General features: G+C 67.6%; 21 protein-coding genes. 2 read left to right on the top strand and 19 right to left on the bottom strand.

Features of this window, described 5'->3' with window-relative positions; all coding sequences use genetic code 11:
- From KDB67_RS00690 to KDB67_RS00665, 6 genes are all read right to left on the bottom strand, one after another.
- A partial coding sequence (locus KDB67_RS00690) for an amidohydrolase family protein (RefSeq protein ID WP_291011113.1) occupies positions 1 to 554 on the bottom strand: 554 nt, incomplete at its 3' end.
- Positions 551 to 1510 carry an aspartate carbamoyltransferase catalytic subunit gene (locus KDB67_RS00685; RefSeq protein WP_291011110.1) on the bottom strand — a complete coding sequence of 320 codons (960 nt, stop codon included), beginning with the start codon at positions 1508 to 1510 and terminating at the stop codon, positions 551 to 553. The genes KDB67_RS00685 and KDB67_RS00690, both read right to left, overlap by 4 nt.
- Entirely contained in the window at positions 1510 to 2100 is a 591-nt protein-coding gene (gene pyrR / locus KDB67_RS00680) for a bifunctional pyr operon transcriptional regulator/uracil phosphoribosyltransferase PyrR (protein WP_291011106.1), read from the bottom strand. Before pyrR ends, KDB67_RS00685 begins: the two co-directional genes overlap by 1 nt.
- 189 nt (positions 2101 to 2289) lie before the next feature.
- A complete protein-coding gene (gene nusB / locus KDB67_RS00675; protein WP_291011103.1) occupies positions 2290 to 2754 on the bottom strand; it encodes a transcription antitermination factor NusB in 465 nt (154 codons plus the stop codon).
- Between the two features lie 12 nt (positions 2755 to 2766).
- The gene (gene efp / locus KDB67_RS00670) at positions 2767 to 3330 is read right to left on the bottom strand and encodes an elongation factor P (protein ID WP_291011101.1); all 564 of its coding nucleotides are present in this window, start codon (positions 3328 to 3330) and stop codon (positions 2767 to 2769) included.
- 19 nt (positions 3331 to 3349) lie between these two features.
- Positions 3350 to 4447 carry an aminopeptidase P family protein gene (locus KDB67_RS00665; RefSeq protein WP_291011099.1) on the bottom strand — a complete coding sequence of 366 codons (1098 nt, stop codon included), beginning with the start codon at positions 4445 to 4447 and terminating at the stop codon, positions 3350 to 3352.
- A gap of 89 nt (positions 4448 to 4536) precedes the next feature.
- On the opposite strand from KDB67_RS00665, the gene KDB67_RS00660 reads away from it, so the two are divergent.
- Positions 4537 to 5022 (top strand): B-4DMT family transporter, encoded by a 486-nt coding sequence (locus KDB67_RS00660; protein WP_291011097.1) that lies wholly within the window; start codon positions 4537 to 4539, stop codon positions 5020 to 5022.
- A 75-nt stretch (positions 5023 to 5097) separates the two neighbouring features.
- Here KDB67_RS00660 and aroB read toward each other — a convergent pair whose 3' ends face one another.
- The 3 genes from aroB to aroC are packed head-to-tail and all read right to left on the bottom strand — an operon-like array spanning position 5098 to position 7999.
- Positions 5098 to 6261: a 3-dehydroquinate synthase gene (gene aroB / locus KDB67_RS00655; protein ID WP_291011095.1), complete on the bottom strand. Its 1164-nt coding sequence runs from the start codon at positions 6259 to 6261 to the stop codon at positions 5098 to 5100.
- Positions 6258 to 6812 carry a shikimate kinase gene (locus tag KDB67_RS00650; protein ID WP_291011093.1) on the bottom strand — a complete coding sequence of 185 codons (555 nt, stop codon included), beginning with the start codon at positions 6810 to 6812 and terminating at the stop codon, positions 6258 to 6260. The genes aroB and KDB67_RS00650 overlap by 4 nt, the downstream gene beginning before the upstream one ends.
- Positions 6809 to 7999 (bottom strand): chorismate synthase, encoded by a 1191-nt coding sequence (gene aroC, locus KDB67_RS00645; protein ID WP_291011091.1) that lies wholly within the window; start codon positions 7997 to 7999, stop codon positions 6809 to 6811. The genes KDB67_RS00650 and aroC overlap by 4 nt, the downstream gene beginning before the upstream one ends.
- A gap of 56 nt (positions 8000 to 8055) precedes the next feature.
- Here aroC and KDB67_RS00640 point away from each other — a divergent pair, with 56 nt between their 5' ends.
- Complete coding sequence (locus tag KDB67_RS00640; protein ID WP_291011089.1) at positions 8056 to 8343, top strand: hypothetical protein; 288 nt, start codon at positions 8056 to 8058, stop codon at positions 8341 to 8343.
- A 74-nt stretch (positions 8344 to 8417) separates the two neighbouring features.
- On the opposite strand, the gene KDB67_RS00635 is transcribed toward KDB67_RS00640, so the two are convergent.
- From KDB67_RS00635 to KDB67_RS00590, 10 genes are all read right to left on the bottom strand, one after another.
- Positions 8418 to 8954: a Uma2 family endonuclease gene (locus tag KDB67_RS00635; protein ID WP_291011086.1), complete on the bottom strand. Its 537-nt coding sequence runs from the start codon at positions 8952 to 8954 to the stop codon at positions 8418 to 8420.
- Positions 8955 to 8993: 39 nt separating this feature from the next.
- The gene (locus KDB67_RS00630; protein ID WP_291011083.1) at positions 8994 to 9383 is read right to left on the bottom strand and encodes an A24 family peptidase; all 390 of its coding nucleotides are present in this window, start codon (positions 9381 to 9383) and stop codon (positions 8994 to 8996) included.
- Positions 9384 to 9476: 93 nt separating this feature from the next.
- Complete coding sequence (locus KDB67_RS00625; protein ID WP_291011080.1) at positions 9477 to 10298, bottom strand: shikimate dehydrogenase; 822 nt, start codon at positions 10296 to 10298, stop codon at positions 9477 to 9479.
- Between the two features lie 9 nt (positions 10299 to 10307).
- A complete protein-coding gene (gene mltG, locus KDB67_RS00620; RefSeq protein WP_291011078.1) occupies positions 10308 to 11435 on the bottom strand; it encodes an endolytic transglycosylase MltG in 1128 nt (375 codons plus the stop codon).
- Positions 11436 to 12175: 740 nt separating this feature from the next.
- The gene (gene ruvX / locus KDB67_RS00615) at positions 12176 to 12619 is read right to left on the bottom strand and encodes a Holliday junction resolvase RuvX (protein ID WP_291011075.1); all 444 of its coding nucleotides are present in this window, start codon (positions 12617 to 12619) and stop codon (positions 12176 to 12178) included.
- Positions 12616 to 15315, bottom strand: a complete 2700-nt coding sequence (gene alaS, locus KDB67_RS00610; protein WP_291011072.1) for an alanine--tRNA ligase — start codon at positions 15313 to 15315, stop codon at positions 12616 to 12618. Before alaS ends, ruvX begins: the two co-directional genes overlap by 4 nt.
- Before the next feature lie 140 nt (positions 15316 to 15455).
- Positions 15456 to 16871 carry a replication-associated recombination protein A gene (locus KDB67_RS00605; protein ID WP_291011070.1) on the bottom strand — a complete coding sequence of 472 codons (1416 nt, stop codon included), beginning with the start codon at positions 16869 to 16871 and terminating at the stop codon, positions 15456 to 15458.
- Positions 16872 to 16880: 9 nt separating this feature from the next.
- Positions 16881 to 18134, bottom strand: coding sequence for a hypothetical protein (locus KDB67_RS00600; protein ID WP_291011068.1), 1254 nt, complete (start codon positions 18132 to 18134; stop codon positions 16881 to 16883).
- Positions 18135 to 18242: 108 nt separating this feature from the next.
- Entirely contained in the window at positions 18243 to 19136 is an 894-nt protein-coding gene (locus KDB67_RS00595) for a transglutaminase family protein (protein WP_291011116.1), read from the bottom strand.
- An 86-nt stretch (positions 19137 to 19222) separates the two neighbouring features.
- A partial coding sequence (locus tag KDB67_RS00590) for an alpha-E domain-containing protein (RefSeq protein WP_291011066.1) occupies positions 19223 to 19780 on the bottom strand: 558 nt, incomplete at its 5' end.

Below are 19780 nucleotides of genomic sequence, written 5' to 3'. Positions count from 1 at the left end.
TCCTCGGCGTGCTGGGCGATGAGGACGTCGAGGCCCTTGGCGTATTCGAGGGCGCGGCGCATCAGCAACGGGTCGTCGACGCATTTGCCGTCGTCGCTGAACATCTTCACCTTGGCCGCACCCGCAGCCATCATGCCCATCTCGGCGAGTTGTTTGCCTTGGAGTCCGACGGTGACCGCACCCACCGGATGCACGTCGACCAACCCGACCTCGCGGCCGGTGCGGTACACGTTGTCGGTGACGGTCGAGTTGTCGGCGACGGGGTCGGTGTTGGCCATCGCGAATACCGCGGTGTAGCCACCCAGCGCGGCTGCCGCCGATCCGGTGGCGATGGTCTCGGTGTCCTCGCGGCCGGGTTCGCGCAGATGGGTGTGCAGGTCGACGAAACCGGGCAACAGCACCGAGTTGTGACCGGCCAAGCGTTCGGTGTCGGCCGGTGCGACCAGGCCGGGACCGATCTCGGTGATCACGCCGTCGACGATCAGGACGTCGACGGGGCTGCCTTCGCCGTAGGGCCGGACATCGGTGATCAGCAACGATCCGGGCGCGCTCACTGGTTCTCCCCTGTTGTGGTTTCCGGGTCGGTGCCGACGAGCAGCCCGAACAGCACAGCCATCCGGACGTGAACGCCGTTGCGGACCTGGTCGAGCACCGTCGCGCGCGGCGAGTCGGCCACCGAATAGCCGATCTCCATGCCGCGCAGCATCGGACCGGGGTGCAGCACCACCGCGTCGTCGGCCATCAATGCCAGGCGGCGTTCGTTGAGTCCGAAGCGCACCGAGTATTCGCGCGAGCTCGGGAAGAAGCCACCGTTCATGCGTTCGGCCTGCACCCGCAGCATCATCACCGCATCGACGGCGGCGAGTTCGGCGTCGATGTCGGTGGACACCGTCACCGGCCACTGCTCGACACCCGTCGGCAACAACGTCGGTGGGGCGATGAGCACCACCTCCGCTCCCAGCGTCGACAGCAGGAAGGCATTGGAGCGGGCGACGCGTGAATGCAGCACGTCGCCCACGATCGCGATGCGTTTGCCGTCGAGAGTGCCGAGGCGCTGCCGCAGCGTGAGCGCGTCGAGCAGAGCCTGGGTGGGATGTTCGTGCATACCGTCGCCGGCGTTGATGATCGACGGTCCGGTGCCATCAGCGGCAGTGGTCCATTCGGCGATCTGCCGGGCCGCACCCGAAGCCGGATGCCGCACGATCAGCGCGTCGGCGCCGGCCGCATGCAGCGTCTTGACGGTGTCGCGCAACGACTCGCCCTTACCCGCCGACGAACTCGACGCGCTGACGTTGATGACATCGGCGCTCATCCACTTGCCAGCCACCTCGAACGAGACCCGGGTACGGGTGGAGTTCTCGTAGAACACCGTCATCACGGTGCGCCCACGCAGAGTGGGCAGCTTCTTGACCTCACGCCCGGTCAGCGCCTGTTCGAACCGTTCGGCCTCATCGAGGATCGCGGTGGCCTGCGCACGGGACAGGTCCTGTGTGCTCAGCAGGTGCCGCATCACGCCCCCGGCCGGTGAGCAGTACGGGAACCGAGGACGACCTCGTCGGCACCATCGTGTTCGATCAGGTGAACCGCGACGTTCTCCTCGCGGGAGGTGGGGATGTTCTTGCCGACGTAGTCGGCGCGCAGCGGCAGTTCGCGGTGACCGCGGTCGACGAGCACCGCGAGTTGCACCGCTGCCGGGCGGCCGAGGTCGCGCAACGCGTCGAGGGCGGCGCGGACGGTGCGCCCCGAATAGAGGACGTCATCGACAAGGATGACGATCGCGCCGTCGACACCGCCGGCGGGCACCATGGTGCGCTCGAGCGGCCGGTGCGGTTTGTCGCGCAGATCGTCGCGGTACAGGGTGATGTCGAGATAGCCGACCGGAATATCGGTACCGGCGAACTCAGAGATCTTGGCGCCCAGCCGTTTCGCGAGAGACGTTCCGCGGGTGGGGATGCCGATGAGCACCACATGGGGTGCGCCGGGTGCGTCGAGAGCCGTTTTCTCGATCACCTGATGGGCGACACGCGCGATGGTCCGGGACACATCCGCCGCGTCGAGCAGCACCCGATGGGATTGCCCATCGTTGTTTACGTCAGCCAACGTGACCTCCTTCTCCGCCTCACGGGACGGTCCGTTAAAGGATGCCTGCCGGTCATGCAGTCTACACGCGGAGGGGACTATCTCCAGCCGGGCGTGGCGTGATCTGGCCCGCACAGACTCCTACATCGGGCACAAGTATTGCGGTTGGTTCCGGAATCCGGAACCAACCGCAATACTTGTTCGTCGGGGTCAGCAGTCGGTGTGGGGTTCGGCCGCGGCGGCGGCGCGCACCTGCGGGGCCAGGTCGGCAATGCGGGCGAGCACGCCGTTGACGAAGGCGGGCGAATCGTCGGTGGACAGTTCCTTGGCCAATTCGACGGCCTCGTCGACGATCACCACCGGATCGACGTCGGTGGCGTTGAACAATTCCCAGGTGGCCAGCCGCATGATGGCCCGGTCGACCGCGGGTAGGCGCGGCAGCGTCCACTCCTTCAGGTGCGAGGACAGCACTGCGTCGACCTGATCCTGGTCACCGGCCACCCCCTCGATGACGCGCGCGGTGTACGGATGGATCTGCCCGACGCTCTCGTCGGTGATCACCAGCTCACGGCGTTCGGTGACCAGGTCGGTGGCCTTGACGCCCTTGGCCTCGGCCTCGAACAGCAGGTCGACGGCGCGTCTGCGTGCCTTGTGACGGGTACCCGGGTGTTTCACTGAACCTCGCGCTCAGCTGTTGACGCGGCCGAGGTAGCTGCCGTCGCGGGAGTCGACCTTCAGCTTGTCACCGGTGTTGATGAACAGCGGCACGGCGATTTCGGCACCGGTCTCCAGCGTGGCGGGCTTGGTTCCGCCGGTGGAGCGATCACCCTGCAGACCGGGGTCGGTCTGCTGTACCAGCAGTTCGACGGTGACGGGCAACTCGACGTACAGCGGCGCACCCTCGTGGGTGGCAACCTGCGCGGTCATGTTCTCGAGCAGGAACCGCGCACCGTCGCCGACGGTCTCGGGTGAAATGTTGAGTTGCTCGAAGGTCTCGCCGTCCATGAAGACGTAGTCGCTGCCGTCGTTGTACAGGTAGGTCATGTCGCGGCGGTCGACCGTGGCCGTCTCCACCTTGACGCCGGCGTTGAAGGTCTTGTCGACGATCTTGCCGCTGAGTACGTTCTTGATCTTGGTGCGCACGAAGGCCGGGCCCTTGCCGGGCTTGACGTGCTGGAACTCCAGGATCTGCCAGAGTCCGTTGTCCATCTTCAGCACGAGGCCGTTCTTGAAATCGGCGGTACTCGCCATAGGTGGTTACTTCCTAACGTCAGATGACGGTGAACGTCTTGTCGGTGGTGGTCAGCAGGTCGGGTTCGCCGTCGGTGACCACGAGGCTGTCCTCGATCCTGACGCCCCCTCGACCTGGGAGATAGACGCCGGGCTCCACGGTCACCGCGGCGCCGCATGGCAGTGTACCCGTCGCGGCCGATCCGATCCCCGGTGCTTCATGGATCTGCAGCCCGATACCGTGCCCGAGGCCGTGCACATACTTGTCGCCGTAACCCGCATCGTCGATCACCGACCGGGCGGCGGCATCGACGCCCCGCAGGTCCGCATCCGGTGTCAACGCCGCCCGGCCGGCGGCCTGCGCGGTAGCCACCAGTTCGTAGATCTCACGCTGCCAGTCGGCGGCGCGGCTGAGGACATAGGTACGGGTCATGTCCGAGTGATAGCCGGCGACGGCCGCTCCGAAGTCGATCTTCACGAAGTCCCCGGTGGCCAGCACCGCCGGGGTCGGCCGGTGATGCGGTATCGCCGAGTTGGCACCGGTGGCGACGATGGTCTCGAACGAGACGGCGTCGGCGCCGCGTTCGAACATCTCCCATTCGAGCGCTCTGGCGACCTCGCGTTCGGTCCTGCCGGGTGTGAGCAATCCCCGTTCGATGATCGCGGCCAGTGCCTCGTCGGCCACCACGCAGGCCCGCCGCAGCAATTCCACCTCGCCCGGATCTTTGACTTCACGCAGAGTTTCCACCAGCCCGGATGTACCCACCAGGTCACCGTCGAGATCCCGGTGAGCGGCGACCGTCACGATATGTTCCTCGAAGCCGACGCGGACCGTGCCGCCCTGACCGGCATGCTCGACGAGCGCGGCGAGACAGTTGCGTGCGATCACCGCTTCCAGGTCACCCGATTGTTCGGCGACCTGCGTGATGTAGCGACCGTCCGTACTGATCCGGTCGGCGTCCGGATCCGCCGCACTGATCAGCACGGCCGCGTTGGAACCGGTGAAGCCGGTCAGATACCGGACGTTGATCAGGTCGGACACCACCAAGACGTCGGCGGTTCCGGCGACCAGTTCGCGAAGCCTGTCGCGGCGGTCGCGGTGGTCTGCGGACGGGGGCGGATTCCAGGGCTGAGCCATGGGTAAAATCTACCGATCGGCCAGTCCTGACCGACGCAATGCAGGGGATGTGGTTTCCCTCACGTCACCGGTAGTCTAGTCTGTCGGCCATGGGTTCTTGGTTACTGCGCGGTATACCGCTCACCGCTGTCCACATCGTCGCGCGTGTGCTCCTGGCCATCGCCGTGGTGGAAAAGCCGCTCTCGTCGAGCACGTGGAAGGTTCTCGCCGTTGCCGCGGTCGTGCTGGTCGCACTGCTGTGGGGCGGTGTCGACGGCATCCGCGACGCTCGGGCCAACCCCGACCCCGACGACTACGCCGACCTGACCGTGCGCTGGCTCAAGGCGGGTCTGTTCGCCGGTGTCGTCGCGGCCGTCGTCTGCTGGATCATCGGCACCTGGTTCATGAGCGGCATCGGCCAGGCTTCGCTGCCGATCGAGATCATCGCCGGCGGATCGTTCACCGCCCTCCTGGTCTACGCACCCGCGTTCGTCGGATTCTCGTTCGGCCGCTGGGTCGTGCGCCGCGATCAGCGCAAGAACGAGCCCGAAGAGGACTGGTCGTCGCACGAGGAACGCGCCGCCGCCCACGCCTGATCGCCAACCAACGGACCGCAAAGCCCGCCACGTCGACTCCGACGTGGCGGGCTTTCTAGTTCAATCAGGCTTCGATCAGAGCAGGACACCGCTACCGGAGGCGGTAGCGCCCGCCACCGCCGAATAGGCGGCTGCGATCAGCGACGGGTCGGGGCCTTCGAGGCGGCCAGGTTTGGCGAGTCCGTCGAGCACGACGAACCGCAGCACACCCGACCGGTTCTTCTTGTCACCGGCCATGCCCTGCAGAAGGTCGGCGAAGGCGTCCGGATCATAGGTGGTGGGCAGACCCACGAGTTCGAGGATGCTCTTGTGCCGGTCGGCTGTCTCGTCATCGAGGCGGCCCGCCAGCCGGGCCAACTCGGCCGCGAACACCAGCCCCACCGACACCGCGGCGCCATGACGCCACTTGTAGCGTTCGCGGCGTTCGATGGCGTGGCCAAGGGTGTGTCCGTAGTTGAGGATCTCCCGCAGCGAGGACTCCTTGAGGTCGGCCGACACCACATCGGCCTTGACCTGCACCGATCGCCGGATCAGCTCGGGCAGCACATCGCCAGCCGGGTCGAGAGCGGCCTGCGGGTCGGCCTCGATGATGTTCAGGATCTCGGGGTCGGCGATGAACCCGGTCTTGATGACCTCGGCCAGCCCGGCGACGACCTCGTTGCGCGGTACCGTCTCCAGGGTGGCGATGTCGATGAGGACGGCGTCGGGTTCGTGGAAGGAACCGACGAGGTTCTTGCCGGCGTCGGTGTTGATGCCGGTCTTGCCGCCGACCGCGGCGTCGACCATAGCCAACAGCGTGGTCGGGATGTGGATGACGCCGATGCCACGCATCCAGGTGGCGGCGACGAATCCGGCGAGGTCGGTGGCCGCGCCGCCGCCGAGGCTGATCACCTTGTCGTTGCGTTTGAGGCCGATCTGACCGAACACGCCCCAGCAGAACGAGGCGACCTGCAGGTCCTTACCGGCTTCGGCGTCGGGGATCTCGACGGAGTGGGCGTCGAAACCCTTCCCGATCAGGAACTCCCGGATCTGTTTGGCTGTTTCGACGAGGGTGGGCTGAAAAACGATCGCGATCCGGTCGGCACCGGCCGCCGCCTCGGCGACCTCACCGAGCAAACCCCTGCCGATGACCACGTCGTACGGGGCACCCGCGTTGACTCGGATCCGGATAGGTTCGGTCGTACCGGCTGTCGCTGCGGCTTCTGTCGGCGCAGTTTCTGGCGGCGCGGTTTCTGTCACGGGGTGTTCCTCTCGGGAAGGAGGTGGTCGGCGAGTGCGGTGACGACGGCATCGGCGATCTCGGCGGCATTGCCGGCGCCGGCGTCGACGGTGATCGTGGCCAGAGCGGTGTAGGTGTCCTGCCGTTCGGCGAGCAGTTCGCGATACCGGGTTTCGGGGTCGTCGCCGGCCAGCAGCGGACGGTCCCCACACTGGGCGCGGACGAAGCCTTCGTCAGGGTCGATGCTCAGGTAGACGACGCGCTGCCTGCCGAGCGCGTCGGCGATGGCAGGAGTCATCACCGCACCGCCGCCGAGCGATACGACGCCACCGCGGGTGAGCAAATCGAGCACGACTTGTCGTTCGATCTCCCGGAACGCCGGAGCGCCGTCCTGGTCGAAGATCTCCGGGATGGTGCGGCCGTCGACGCGCACGATCTGTTCGTCGGCGTCGGTGAAGTCCACGCCGAGCAGTTCGGCCACGAGCTTGCCGACGGTCGACTTGCCGGCCCCCATGAAGCCGATCAGGACGGCGGCCGGGTGGGTCTTAATCCTCTTGCGGGTCACCATCATTGGTGCGGTGGCCTCGCGCTGATCCGCTTCACGTAGGCGTTGAGGTTGTCGGCGGTCTCGGCGGCCGAGTCGCCGCCGAACTTGTCGAGTGCGACCTGTGCGAGGACCAGCGCCACCATCGCCTCGGCAACCACGCCCGCAGCGGGTACCGCACACACGTCGGAGCGCTGATGGATCGCCACGGCCGGTTCGCCGGTGGTCATGTCGACGGTCTGCAGAGCGCGGGGCACTGTCGAGATCGGCTTCATCGCGATACGCACACGCACGTCCTCACCGTTGGTCATGCCGCCTTCGAGGCCGCCGGCGCGGTTGGTCGAGCGCAGCACGCCGTCGGGTCCGGGCACCATCTCGTCGTGTGCCGCACTGCCGCGGCGGCGGGCCGTCTCGAATCCGTCGCCGACCTCGACCCCCTTGATCGCCTGGATACCCATGAGGGCGGCGGCCAGTTTGGCATCGAGCCGGGTTTCGCCGCTGACGTGAGAGCCGAGGCCGATGGGCACTCCGGTGGCCACGATCTCGACGATGCCGCCAAGGGTGTCGCCGTCCTTCTTGGCGGCCTCGATCTCGGCGATCATCTTGTCGGCCGATGCCGAATCGAACGCCCGGACCGGACTCTCGTCGATCGCGGGCAGGTCGCTGTAGCGGGGCGCGGGACCGTCGTACGGGTCGGAGGCACCGATGGAGATGACGTGGCTGAGGACCTCGATACCGAACACCTGCCGCAGGAAGTTGCGGGCGACGCTGCCGGCGGCCACGCGCGCCGCGGTCTCGCGGGCACTGGCCCGTTCGAGGACCGGACGGGCGTCGTCGAAGCCGTACTTGAGCATTCCGGCAAAGTCGGCGTGACCGGGCCGGGGCCGGGTCAGCGGGGCGTTCCGGGCGCTGCCGGCGAGCTCGTCGGGATCGACGGGATCGGCGGCCATGACCTGTTCCCACTTGGGCCACTCACTGTTGCCGATCTCGATGGCGACCGGCCCACCTTGGGTACGGCCGTGCCGGATCCCGCCGAGCAGAGTCAGTTTGTCGGCCTCGAACTTCATCCGGGCGCCGCGACCGTAGCCGAGGCGGCGACGGGCGAGTTGTTCGGCGATATCGGACGAGGTGACCTCTACTCCGGCGACCATCCCCTCGACGATGGCGACCAGGGCCGGTCCATGGGATTCTCCGGCGGTTATCCAGCGCAACACGGCATCAATTGTTCCACGACCCGATGTGGCCCTTCTGCTCAGGCCATGATGGACAGATGGCAATAGGCGATCTGGTCCCCTGGCGATCCTCCCGCACATTCGGTGAGCCCCTCACCACCTCTGATGGTGTGACCGTCGTTCCCGTGACCCGCACGATCCACGGCAGCGACGACGGCGATGCGCTCGGCGTGTTCGTGATCCGGGGCGACGAGGTGGTCTGGTCCCCCGTCGTCGACGCCGACCGCGTCGCCCTGATCGGCGTGGTCACCGGCCTTGTCGCCGCCACCCTCGGCTGCATCGCCGTCGTCCGCCGCCCACCCTGGCCGGACCTGCGCCGGCAGTAGCACCAGCGCGCCGCACCTTCTTGTCGGAGTAACCACGCGGAAGGTACGACACAAACCAGACCTGTCGACAGCGGTCAGCGTGTCAACATGCGCAGATCCAGGTCAAAGGCGAACGGCACAGTGGTGGTGAATTCGCCGATGTGCTCACTGCCGGTGTACTGGCCGTCGGTCAGGGTGAGTTCGGTCAGGCGTGGTCCGTCGAGGTCAACGATCCAGTAGTGGGTGATTCCGGCGTCGGCGTATTCGCTGCGTTTCATGACCCTGTCGATACGCCGGGTGCCGGGTGAGATGACCTCGACGGCGAGGAGCACGTGCGCTGCGTCCAGGTGGTCGGGAGCAGTGGCTGCGCAGACCACGAGATCGGGGACGCGCACCGTGGCCGGGGTGTGCGCGTCGATCACGATGTCGATCTCGCCGAGCACTTCGTAGTCCTCGCCGGCGGCGCTTTCCAGGGCGTTCCACAGCCGGTGTACGGCCCGAATGTGTCGTTTGGCAGGCCGGGGCGTCACGATACGGACGCCCTCCTGGAGTTCGGACCGCACGCCGGTCTCCTCGCCGAGGGCACGCCAGTCCCGCAACGACAACAGCGAGGTGAGGTCGGGACCGGACATGAGGTCAGGGTACTCGCGCCGGTCGTGCGGTCGGCAGTGTCAATGGGTCACCGCCAGTAGCAACGCCGACGCGCCGACGAGTGCAGGTCCGTGCGGGAGTGACGAGGACCGGGCGACCAGCGCGGCGATCGCCGAGAGGAGCGCGGCGAGCAGGACGACGAGCATCCCGGTCGCCCAGTCGGCGGTGAGACCACCGACGACCAGTGCGAGCTTCACATCGCCGCCTCCGCATTGCCGCAGCAGCCACGCGATCAGGTAGGGCGTCGCCGCGACGACGCCGGCGACGACCACCCCGGCCGATGTCGTGCCGATCGCGGCGACGGCGATCAGGCCAGGCCACAGTAGTGCGTTGGTGATGCGCCGGGTACGGGTATCGCGGACGGCGATGGCGGTCAGCCACAGGCCGACGGGGATCGAGGCGAGAGTCACCGAACAATCGTCGCTGCCCGATCCACCGATTCGGGGTTCTCAATCAGATTTGTGGACAACCGATTTCGCTGTGGACGGAGTGTTTGACACTACTCAGGTGTCAGTGATCGCGGCGGCCATCGCCTCGCGGGGTGCGGGCAGCCCGGTGAACTGTTCGACCTGGCTGTAGGCCTGATTGAGGAGCATCACCAGCCCCCCGACGATGCGCCCACCCGACGCGGTGACGGCGGCGGCGAGCGGCGTAGGCCATGGGTTGTAGATGACATCGATGACCGCTGACGCCACACGCACCGAGTCGATGATCGGCGCGGTGGCCGGAGACGGAACCGTCGACACGACGACCCGCGCGGACCGGCACGCCTCGGTGAGTTCCGCTGACGCGACGAACGGCAGAAAACCGCATCTCAGACCCAGGGCCTCCGCGAGCGCGGCGACGTCGGCGGCGCGCTCAGGACTGCGCACCACCACGCGTACCGAGGTGAATCCGGCGTCGGCGAGAGCGCTGATCGTCGGCAGCGCGGTGCCCCCGCCGCCGATCACCACCGCCTCACCGCCGGAGCCGGCGAGCACTCCGAGCTCACGCAGAGCCCCGGTCATCCCGTCGACGTCGGTGCAATCGGCGCGCCAGCCAGTCGCGGTACGCACCAGGGTGTTGGCCGAACCGATGAGCCGGGCACGCTCGGTGACCTCGTCGGCGAACTCGAGCGCGGCGATCTTGCCGGGCATCGTCACGGAGAAGCCCACGAACTCCGGGCCGGCTCCCCCGACGATCCCGGGAAGCTGCTCGGCAGTGCATTCGATGCGGTCATAGGTCCAGTCGGTCAGCCCGAGCGCCCGGTACGCGGCCAGGTGCAGATCAGGTGACCGCGAATGCGACACCGGGAATCCGAGCACCGCAGCTCTACGTGAGGTCATCGCGCGGCATCAGCATCCGGTGGACAGCAGGCCGGTGTCGCAGGCTTTCTGCCGATTGCGTTTGTGTTCCTCATAGTCGTCGGCGAACAGCGTGGTGCCGTCCTGGTCGATCGACACGAAGTACAGCCATTTGCCCTTGGTCGGATGTTCGGTGGCCTCCAGCGCACGCTCCCCGACCGCACCGATCGGTGTCGGCGGCAACCCGAAGATCTGGTAGGTGTTCCACGGATTCTCGTCGCTGTAGGCGTCGCCGTGCACGTCGATGTTGGTGACCTTGGCCTTGTAGTTGGACGTCGAGTCCATCTCCAGGCGCTGATCCTTGGCCAGCCGGTTCAGGATGACACGCGCGACCTTTGGGAAGTCCTCGGGATTCTTCGCCTCCCGTTCGACGATCGACGCGGTGACCAGCGTTTCGTACGGGGTCAGGCCCGAACCGTTGTCGTTGAGCAGACCCCACTTCTCGAACCGGGCCGCGCTTTCGGTGATCAGATCGGACAGGATCTGGGTGGCCGAATGCTCAGGATTGATGTACTCCCACGTGCCTGGCGCGATGAGTCCTTCCAGTCTGCGGAAGTCACCTCTTACCTCCGAAGCCGTGACATATTTGCGCGCCCAGTCGGGCACACCGAGTTCGGAAGGCTTGGCGGTGGCCGCGACCTTCTGCAATTCCTTGACCGTCACACCGCGGTGCGCCCCGTTGATCTCGACCTCGGTCGCGTCGGCGATCATCTGGAAGATGCCCGGGGTGGTCTTGCCGTCGATGCCCTTCTTCGATTCGAGCTGCAACCCCTCGGGGACGTTCATCAGCCCCACCCGATGGACCCTGGTCGAGTCGGTCATCATCGACACTGCGGTAGAGGCCGAGATCTGCGTGCGCAGCTTGTAGTAGCCGCCCTCCATGGTTCGCCCGCCCGCCGCGTTGATGAACGCCTGCGTGCTCTTCACCACGTCACGCTCGGTGAGGATGTTCCCGAAGTCGCTCAGTGCTGAATTGGGCGGGATCTCGACGATCACGTCGGCGACACCGGATGCGCCGGAATAGTCCGGTGCGCTCACCGCGCCACCGAAGAACCGCATAGCGCCGTATCCGACCGCGCCGAGCATCGCCAGGAATGCGACCAGGACAACCGCGATCACCTTCCGGCGTCTACGCCGACGGCGGTCCGCCTCATCGGACGATCCGGCGTCCCGGACACCCGATCGGGCCGAACGAACACTCCTCGCCGAACGATCGCCTCCTGTCGAACGAGGTGCCCGGTCCGTATTCTCATCCGCTGACGTCGCCGCACCACCGGACACGGCACCGGACTTGTCACCTGCCACGGCAGCCGGCTCAGCCGCGACCCCGGCAACAGACGCCGGTGCGGCATCGCCGGTATCGGTCCGACCTGACGACGGCGTGGAGTTCCGGTCAGTGTCGATCGGGGGTGGTGTCGGGAGCAATCCCCGCGCGACCCCCGGTGCGCCGTCGACCGGGCCGGTGGACTCCGCGGGACGAGGAGGCGGCGGTACCTGAGGTACATACCGTCCACGAAGATCCGGTGCCGCCGACGGTGCCGGCCACTGCGCCGGCGGCGGAGCCAGATAACTGTTGGCGCCGGGCACCGGCCCGCGCTCCTCCGGCGCAGGCCGCGGTTCGATCCGCTGCGGCATCGCGCGCGAGGACTCCGGATCGGTCCCGCCGACCTCGTCGCGGTGACGCCGACGACCGTTCACCGGCCGGTCCGGGTGCGGCTGGGTGAAGAACCTCAGACGATCGACGTCATCCTGCGACACGTCCTGCCCCGCGGTGCCACGATGGCGGCTGTGCCGATATTGCTCATCATCCACCGAACATGTCCCCTGTCACCGGCATCCACCCCTGAGGGTGCGGCGCGTCATCGTCCCGCATCCAGCCACCCTTGCAGAATAGCGACCGCCGCCGCCTGATCAATGACCCCACGGGATGATTTCACCGAACGACCACTGGCACGCAGCGCCTGCTGGGCGGTGACCGTGGTGAACCGTTCGTCGAAATACTCCACCGGCACCGGCGCGATCGACTCGGCGATCGCGGTGCCGAACGACCGGGCGGCATCGGCGGCCGGACCTGCGGTGTTCCGCAGCGTCCGGGGCATCCCGATCACCACTGCGACCGCCTCGTACTCGCCGGTCAGCGCGGTGATCCGGTCGACGTCGGCGCTACCGCCGGGTGTCCGGGTCACCGTCTCCACCGGCGTGGCCAGAATCCGGTCCGGATCGCATACCGCAACCCCGATTCGCACGCTGCCCACGTCGATGCCGAGTACCCGTCCCGGCCGGCCGGCCGCTGCCGGGGTCACCGAAGCACAAGCTCTCTGATCCGGGCCATCGCGGCGTCCGCACCGCCGACGTCGGTACCCGAACCCTGCGCCAGGTCGGGTTTGCCACCTCCGCGGCCACCGACGAGCGGGGCGATCTGCTTGACCAGGTCACCGGCCTTGATTCCGGCCTCGCGAGCGCTGTCTGTGGTGGCGACGACGAACGGCACCTTGGTACCGGTGGCCGAGAACAGCACGACCACGGCGGGCTTGTCGGCCACCTTGCCGCGCAGGTCTGTCGCCAGCGAACGCAGATCACCGGCGTCGATACCGTCGGGCAGACGTCCGCCCACCACGAGTGTCGAACCCGAGGTGACCGCTGCGTCGATCAACCCCGACGCGGCGTTGCGGGCGGCTTCTGCGCGGATCCGCTCAAGTTCCCTCTCCGCGTCACGCAGCCTGGCCACCAGTGCCTCCACCCGGCCGGGTACCTCCGCGGAAGGCACCTTCAGCGTCGACGCCAAACCCGCGAGCAGCGCACGCTCCTTGGACAGGTACCGGAAGGAGTCCATACCCACGTACGCCTCGACGCGCCGCACACCCGAACCGACCGACGACTCGCCGATCACCGTGATGGGCCCGATCTGCGCCGACGACGACACGTGCGTGCCACCGCACAATTCCATCGAGAACGGTCCGCCGATGTCGACGACCCGCACCTCGTCACCGTAGTTCTCGCCGAACAGGGCAAGGGCACCCATCGCCTTGGCCTCGGCCAGCCCCGTCTCGAAGGTGCGGACCGGATAGTCGGCCTCCACCGCGGCGTTGCTGATCTCCTCGATCTCGCTACGCTGGGCCTCGCTCAGCGGGCCGTTCGCGTGGAAGTCGAACCGCAGGTAGCCGGGCCGATTGAGGGAGCCGGCCTGGGTGGCGTTGGGACCGAGCACCTGCCGCAGCGCGGCGTGCACCATGTGGGTGCCGGAGTGCCCCTGCGTGGCGCCATGCCGCCAGGCTGCGTCCACCGACGCCAGCACCTCCTCGCCCTCGGTGATCTCGCCCTCGTCGATCCGCACTTTGTGCAGCCACAGCGTCTTGTTGAGTTTCTGGACGTCGGTGACAGTGAGCCGGGCACCGGACGCCGACGTGATGGTTCCGGTGTCGGCGATCTGACCACCCGACTCGGCGTACAGCGGACTGCGGTCGAGCACGACCGTCAGTTCCTGTCCGGCGCCGGCGGCCGGCAGCCGTGCGCCGTCGGCGACCAGGCCCAGCACCTTGGCCTCGGACACCAGCTCACCGAAGCCGGTGAACTCGGTGGGACCGCGGTCGAGCAGGTCGCGGTACACGCTCAGGTCGGTGTGACCTGTCTTGCGGGCGGTCGCGTCGGCCTTGGCCCGGCCCTTCTGTTCGGCCATCAGGGCGGTGAACCCGTCCTGGTCGACGGTCAGGCCGGCCTCGGCGGCCATCTCCAGGGTGAGGTCGATCGGGAAGCCGTAGGTGTCGTGCAGAGTGAATGCGTCGCCGCCGCTGATCGTGGACCGTTTGGCTGCCTTGGTGGCGGTGGCGGCATCGGTGAACAGTTTGGAGCCGGCGGCGAGAGTCTTGGAGAACGACGTCTCCTCACCCACCGCGGTAGCGACGATCTGTCCGCGACGTTCCTCGAGCTCGGGATAGGACGGTGCCATCATGTCGATGACGCGCCCGATCAGCGCACCCATCGTCGGCTCGGACGCGGCGCGCGGGGTGACGCCGGCGGCCTCACTCGCCGAGGTCAGCAGCCTTACCGAACGCACCACACGGCGCAGCAGCCTGCGCAGCACGTAGCCGCGGCCGTCGTTGCCGGGCAGAACGCCGTCACAGATCAGCAGCGCCGCCGTGCGGGCGTGGTCGGCGATGACCCGGAACCGGACGTCGTCGTCGTGCGCTCCGCTGCCGTAGCCGCGCCCGGTCAGTTCGGAGGCGAGGTCGATGATCGGTTTGAGCAGGTCGGTCTCGTAGACGTTGTCGACACCCTGCAGCAGACACGCGACGCGCTCGATACCCATTCCGGTGTCGATGTTCTGTTTCGGCAGCGGGCCGAGGATCTCGTAATTGTCCTTGCCGCCGCCGTCGCCGCGTTCATTCTGCATGAACACGAGGTTCCAGATCTCGATGTAGCGGTCCTCGTCGGCCTCCGGGCCGCCCTCGTTGCCGTACTCGGGTCCGCGGTCGTAGAAGATCTCCGACGACGGTCCGCACGGGCCGGGCACCCCCATCGACCAGTAGTTGTCCTTCATACCGCGCCGCTGGATGCGCTGGGCCGGGACGCCGATCTCGTCGCGCCAGATGGCTTCTGCCTCGTCGTCATCGAGGTACACCGTCGGCCATAGTTTCTGCGGGTCGATGCCGTAGCCGCCATCGGTGACGGAGTTGGTGAGCAGCGTCCACGCGAAGGTGATGGCCTCGCGTTTGAAGTAGTCACCAAAGCTGAAATTGCCCGCCATCTGGAAGAACGTGTTGTGGCGGGTGGTGATGCCGACCTCGTCGATGTCGAGGGTGCGCACACATTTCTGCACGCTGGTGGCGCGGGAGAAGGGCGGGGTCTGCTGACCGAGGAAGTACGGCTTGAACGGAACCATGCCCGCATTGACGAACATCAGGTTGGGATCGTCGAGGATCAGCGATGCGCTGGGCACCTCGGTGTGTCCGGCGCGGATGAAGTGATCCAGGAACCGCTTCCTGATGTCATGCGTCTGCACTGTGGTCTCGTCCTTGCTGAGGTTTTTGTGATCGCGGGGTTCTGTGATCGTTCGCTGTGCGGGCTGTCGCACGACACCAGGGGGCCTGGCGTGGCGACGACTGCGACACACCAGCCTACATTCCCCGTCGGAAGCGCCGGTCAGGGCTGAGCGGGCGGCGTCCTGCGCCGCGGGCCACGCCGGATGATCGACCTCAGTTTGCCGAGACGGGCGGAGATCTCCCGTTCGAATCCGTGCGCGGTGGGCACGTAATAGTCGATGCCCACCAGATCGTCGGGCGGGTACTGCTGCGGCACCACCCCGTCGGGGTTGTCATGCGGATACCGATAGCCCTTGCCGTGGCCCATCGCCTTGGCGCCCGCGTAGTGCCCGTCGCGCAGGTGCGGTGGCACGGGACCCGACTTGCCGGCGGCGACGTCGGCCATCGCGGCACCGATCGCCGCGACCACCCCCGGTGATTTCGGGGCCGTCGCCAGGTGGATGGTGGCCTGGGTGAGCGCGAGCTTGGCTTCGGGCATACCCACCAACTGGACCACCTGCGCCGCGGCGACCGCGGTCTGCAGCGCCGTCGGGTCAGCCATACCGATGTCCTCGGAGGCGTGCACCATCAGCCGGCGGGCGATGAATCGCGGGTCCTCGCCCGCCGAGATCATCCGCGCCAGATAGTGCACCGCGGCATCTACGTCGGAACCACGGATCGACTTGATGAACGCGCTGGTGACGTCGTAGTGCTGATCGCCGTCCCGGTCGTAGCGCACCGCGGCCCGGTCGATCGACGCCTCGACTTCGGCCACGTCGATCACGGGCACGGCAGAGCCGTAATCGCCGGATTCTACGAGGCTGCCGGGTTCTGCGAGACTGACGACGCCGTCCGCGGAGGCCTCCAGCGCGGTGAGGGCCCGGCGTGCGTCCCCGCCGGCGACGGCAACCAGGTGGGCCCGCGCCTCCGTCGTCAACCGCACTGCCGCGCCCAGGCCACGCGGGTCGGCGACGGCGCGATCGATCACCTCGCCGATGTCGTCGTCAGACAGTGTCTGCAGCCGCAGCACCAGAGATCGTGACAGCAGCGGTGCCACCACCGAGAACGACGGATTCTCCGTGGTCGCCGCCACCAGCAGGACGATCCGGTTCTCGACGGCGTCGAGGAGCGCGTCCTGCTGGGTCTTGGAGAATCGGTGCACCTCGTCGATGAACAGCACCGTCTGGTGGCCGTCGATGAGACGCCGGCGCGCCACGTCGATCACCGCGCGCACTTCTTTGACGCCCGCCGACAATGCCGACAGTGCCTCGAAACGCCCGCCCGTGGCCCGCGAGATGAGCGAGGCCATCGTCGTCTTACCGGTTCCGGGCGGGCCGTACAGCAGCACCGATGCCGCACCCGATCCACTGATCAGGCGCCGCAGCGGGGATGCGTTGCCCAGCAGATGCTGCTGACCGATGATCTCGTCGAGAGTCCGCGGACGCATCCGGACCGCGAGCGGTGCCGTCGGTGCGCCACCGGAGCCCGGCGCCTCACCTGGCGGCGTGGCCGGCGCCGCATCGAACAATGAATCCATCGGGATGACTCAGGTGAGCCAGTCACGGGTCAGGGCGGCACCGATCCGGACCGCCGTGGCCGACAGCACGTCGTCACCGGCACGTCCGGCCGCTGTGGCCAGGTCGGCCCAGCGGGTAACCAGTACACGAGGATCGGAGGTGTACAGCGCCAGGTCATGCAGGTGACCGTTCGCGCCGCTCAGCGACGCGCCCACGACGGCGAGGTCGTCCGTCCCGGCACCCGCGAGGTCGACCGTGCCACCGATCCCCGCCTCGACGATGTCGGCGACGGTGGGTTGCAGGCCGTCGAGCGGCAGCATCCACACGGTCGACAGCCACACCCACAGGAGTCGCGCGGCCAGCAGTCTGCGCGCCAGGACACGACGATTGGACAGCGCCGGCCAGATGAGGGCGACCTCGGCACGCCACGCGTCGACCAACGCCTCCTCCAGCCGCTCCCGGACGGCCGGATCACTGGCACGTTGCGACGGCGCCGACAACACCGAACCACAGGTGACCTGGGAGTACGCGACATCGAGTATGGCGTCGCGGAAGCCGCCCCACTCGTAGTCCATGAACTGCACGCCCTCGCCGTTGATGAGGATGTTCTCCGGGCCCACATCCGAGGTGCTGAACGCCCGGTGCTCACCTTCGGTGAACAGGTCGCAGGCGTTGGCGAGCATCCCCGTCACCCGCGGCGGCACCGGCACGTCGAGTGCGCGCAGCGCCCCGTCGAACAGGGAGAAGGCACGTACGGCCTGATCACGCAGGACGTTGACGTCCTGGGCGCTGTTGGCGCCGCGCCGGAGCAGGGCCCGGAAGTCGCTCTCCCCACCGAAGGTGGCGGCGTGCATGCGCCCGAGTGCCTGGCCCCATGCGCTCACCGCGTGGACGGCCTCGGTGACGTCACGACCGGTCAGCAGCCCGGACATCGACCGGCCGTGGCCGAGGTCGCTGAGCACGAGAACACGGGCTTGGGCATCGGATGCGATGATCTGTGGCCCCGGTCGCGACTGCGTCGGCAGCGTCGTCGCGTATTTGTAGGCCGCGATCTCGCGATGGAAGGCGTGTGGTTCCTCATCGACCGGCAATGCCTTGATGACCAGCGTCCGCGCCTGGGAGAACGGGTTCTGGGCGACGCGCACCCGGACGACCGTGGTGCGGCCGCGGCCCCCGAGATCCTCGGGATCTTCGAGTACGACCGACGAACCTGCGCGCTGCGACAACATGGCCTCGGCTGCGCGCACGACGCGGATGATGCGACCCTCTGTAAGTACCGTCATGGCACTGACCAACCTACCCAATACCAGTGACACACGTCATTGTTGTTCATTTACCTAAACGCCAGTTGTGCTGTGGCACATTGCAGATCACACATTGCGGATGCTATTTCACACCGGGTCCACGGGGCAGACGTCGACGGACACCGAGATCTCGCTGCGCGTGGAGTCCGTGTAGATCACGCCCCGCAGCGGCGGTACGTCGTCGTAGTCGCGGCCCCAGGCCACCGTGACGTGCCGTTCGTCCACCCACTTGTCGTTGGTCGGATCGAAGGCGAGCCAGTACCCGGGCCCCGGTGTCTCGGCGCCGGGAGTCTCCCCGGGAACCCACACCGCCGCCCACGCGTGGCTGGCGTCGGCGCCGTAGATCCGCTCGCGACCCGGAGGCGGATCGGTCGCCAGATACCCCGACTCGTAGCGGCCCGCCAGCCCGACCGACCGCAGGCAGGCCAGCGCCACGCGAGCGAAGTCCTGGCACACACCCTTGCGCCGTTCGAGTACCGTATCGACCTTGGTGCTGATGGCGGTCGACCCCGATTCGTAGGTGAAATCGTGGAAGATCCGGGTCGTCAGATCACGCACCGCCTCGGCGAGCGGACGTCCCGGCACAAACACCCGGGACGCGTAGGCCCGCACCGCGGGGGTGATCTCCGGCGGGTAGAGGTCCATGGCGAACTCGCGCAACACTGCCGACCCGAGCGGGCCGGGGCGCGCCTGCTCCCACGGTCCCGTCGCGCCGGGCGTCACGAACAACGCCGGGTCGACGGGGTCGACCTCCACCAGCGATTCGGCCACCACCACCAACTCCGTATGGTCCGAGCGCACATGAAAGTAGGCGTCGGAGTTGCCGTAGACGTCCACGCCCGTCGACCGGTCGTTCGGTTCGGGTTTGATCATCACGCCCGCGGTGAGGACCCGCTGATGCGGCAGATCTCTGGGCCGCAGGTAGCAACGGCCGTACGAGGAGGAGACCTCGTCGTTGTAGCTGTAGGAGGTGCGGTGCATCACCTGATAGCGGCGCGTGTGCGGCGCCTGCACGCCGGTGCCGGCGACGGGCGCGAACGGGGCCGCCGCGTTCTCGTGAGCCGACGTCATCCGGCACTCCCGCCGGTGGTACCGATGTGTGTATCGCCGCCCCGACCCGCCCAGAGCGGCCGCAGTGCGCGCGGCTGCGCGAAGCGGGTCCGTGCCAGCAGGTCGGACGTGTCGCGGATACCGTCGCGCAGCGTCGTCATCAGCTCCCCCAGATCGGCGCGGCGTCCTTCCGCGTCGGCAGCGGTCAGGTCCGCCGGGTCGGCCCGGCGCAGTCCGGCGGTCAGTTCCTCGACGATCCGTTCCGCGCCCGTGGACCTCACCGAATCCGGCAACGCGGTCAGGTCACGCATCATCGTGGTCAGCTGATACACCATCGAGCGCGGGTTGGACTCATCGAACAGCATCAGTTCCAGCACCGCACCCAGCCGGATCAGGCCGCGGTTGCGCCGCCGGTACGTCACCGACGACTCGTTGGCGATCAGGAACGACTCCAGCAGCTGCTGTTCCAGGTCGGCGTCGCGGACCTCGACGAACAGTGCCGAGGTGAGGTCTGCCAGCGCGATGGCCCGTTCGGCGCGCCGACCCACATCCAGCAGATACCAGCCGGGGTCCTG

It is taken from the genome of Gordonia sp. (in: high G+C Gram-positive bacteria) (genome assembly GCF_020438995.1).
Lineage (GTDB): Bacteria > Actinomycetota > Actinomycetes > Mycobacteriales > Mycobacteriaceae > Gordonia.
Note: the sequence above shows the minus strand (reverse complement) of the source record. Positions and strands in the feature narration are given on the sequence as shown.

Coding starts and splice junctions, on each gene's coding strand:
- KDB67_RS00685 (WP_291011110.1), bottom strand. CDS start 1,510: ATGCGGCACCTGCTGAGCACACAGGACCTGTCCCGTGCGCAGGCCACC.
- efp (WP_291011101.1), bottom strand. CDS start 3,330: ATGGCGAGTACCGCCGATTTCAAGAACGGCCTCGTGCTGAAGATGGAC.
- KDB67_RS00665 (WP_291011099.1), bottom strand. CDS start 4,447: ATGGCTCAGCCCTGGAATCCGCCCCCGTCCGCAGACCACCGCGACCGC.
- KDB67_RS00660 (WP_291011097.1), top strand. CDS start 4,537: ATGGGTTCTTGGTTACTGCGCGGTATACCGCTCACCGCTGTCCACATC.
- KDB67_RS00650 (WP_291011093.1), bottom strand. CDS start 6,812: ATGATGGTGACCCGCAAGAGGATTAAGACCCACCCGGCCGCCGTCCTG.
- KDB67_RS00640 (WP_291011089.1), top strand. CDS start 8,056: ATGGCAATAGGCGATCTGGTCCCCTGGCGATCCTCCCGCACATTCGGT.
- KDB67_RS00635 (WP_291011086.1), bottom strand. CDS start 8,954: ATGTCCGGTCCCGACCTCACCTCGCTGTTGTCGTTGCGGGACTGGCGT.
- KDB67_RS00625 (WP_291011080.1), bottom strand. CDS start 10,298: ATGACCTCACGTAGAGCTGCGGTGCTCGGATTCCCGGTGTCGCATTCG.
- KDB67_RS00605 (WP_291011070.1), bottom strand. CDS start 16,871: ATGGATTCATTGTTCGATGCGGCGCCGGCCACGCCGCCAGGTGAGGCG.
- KDB67_RS00600 (WP_291011068.1), bottom strand. CDS start 18,134: ATGACGGTACTTACAGAGGGTCGCATCATCCGCGTCGTGCGCGCAGCC.
- KDB67_RS00595 (WP_291011116.1), bottom strand. CDS start 19,136: ATGCACCGCACCTCCTACAGCTACAACGACGAGGTCTCCTCCTCGTAC.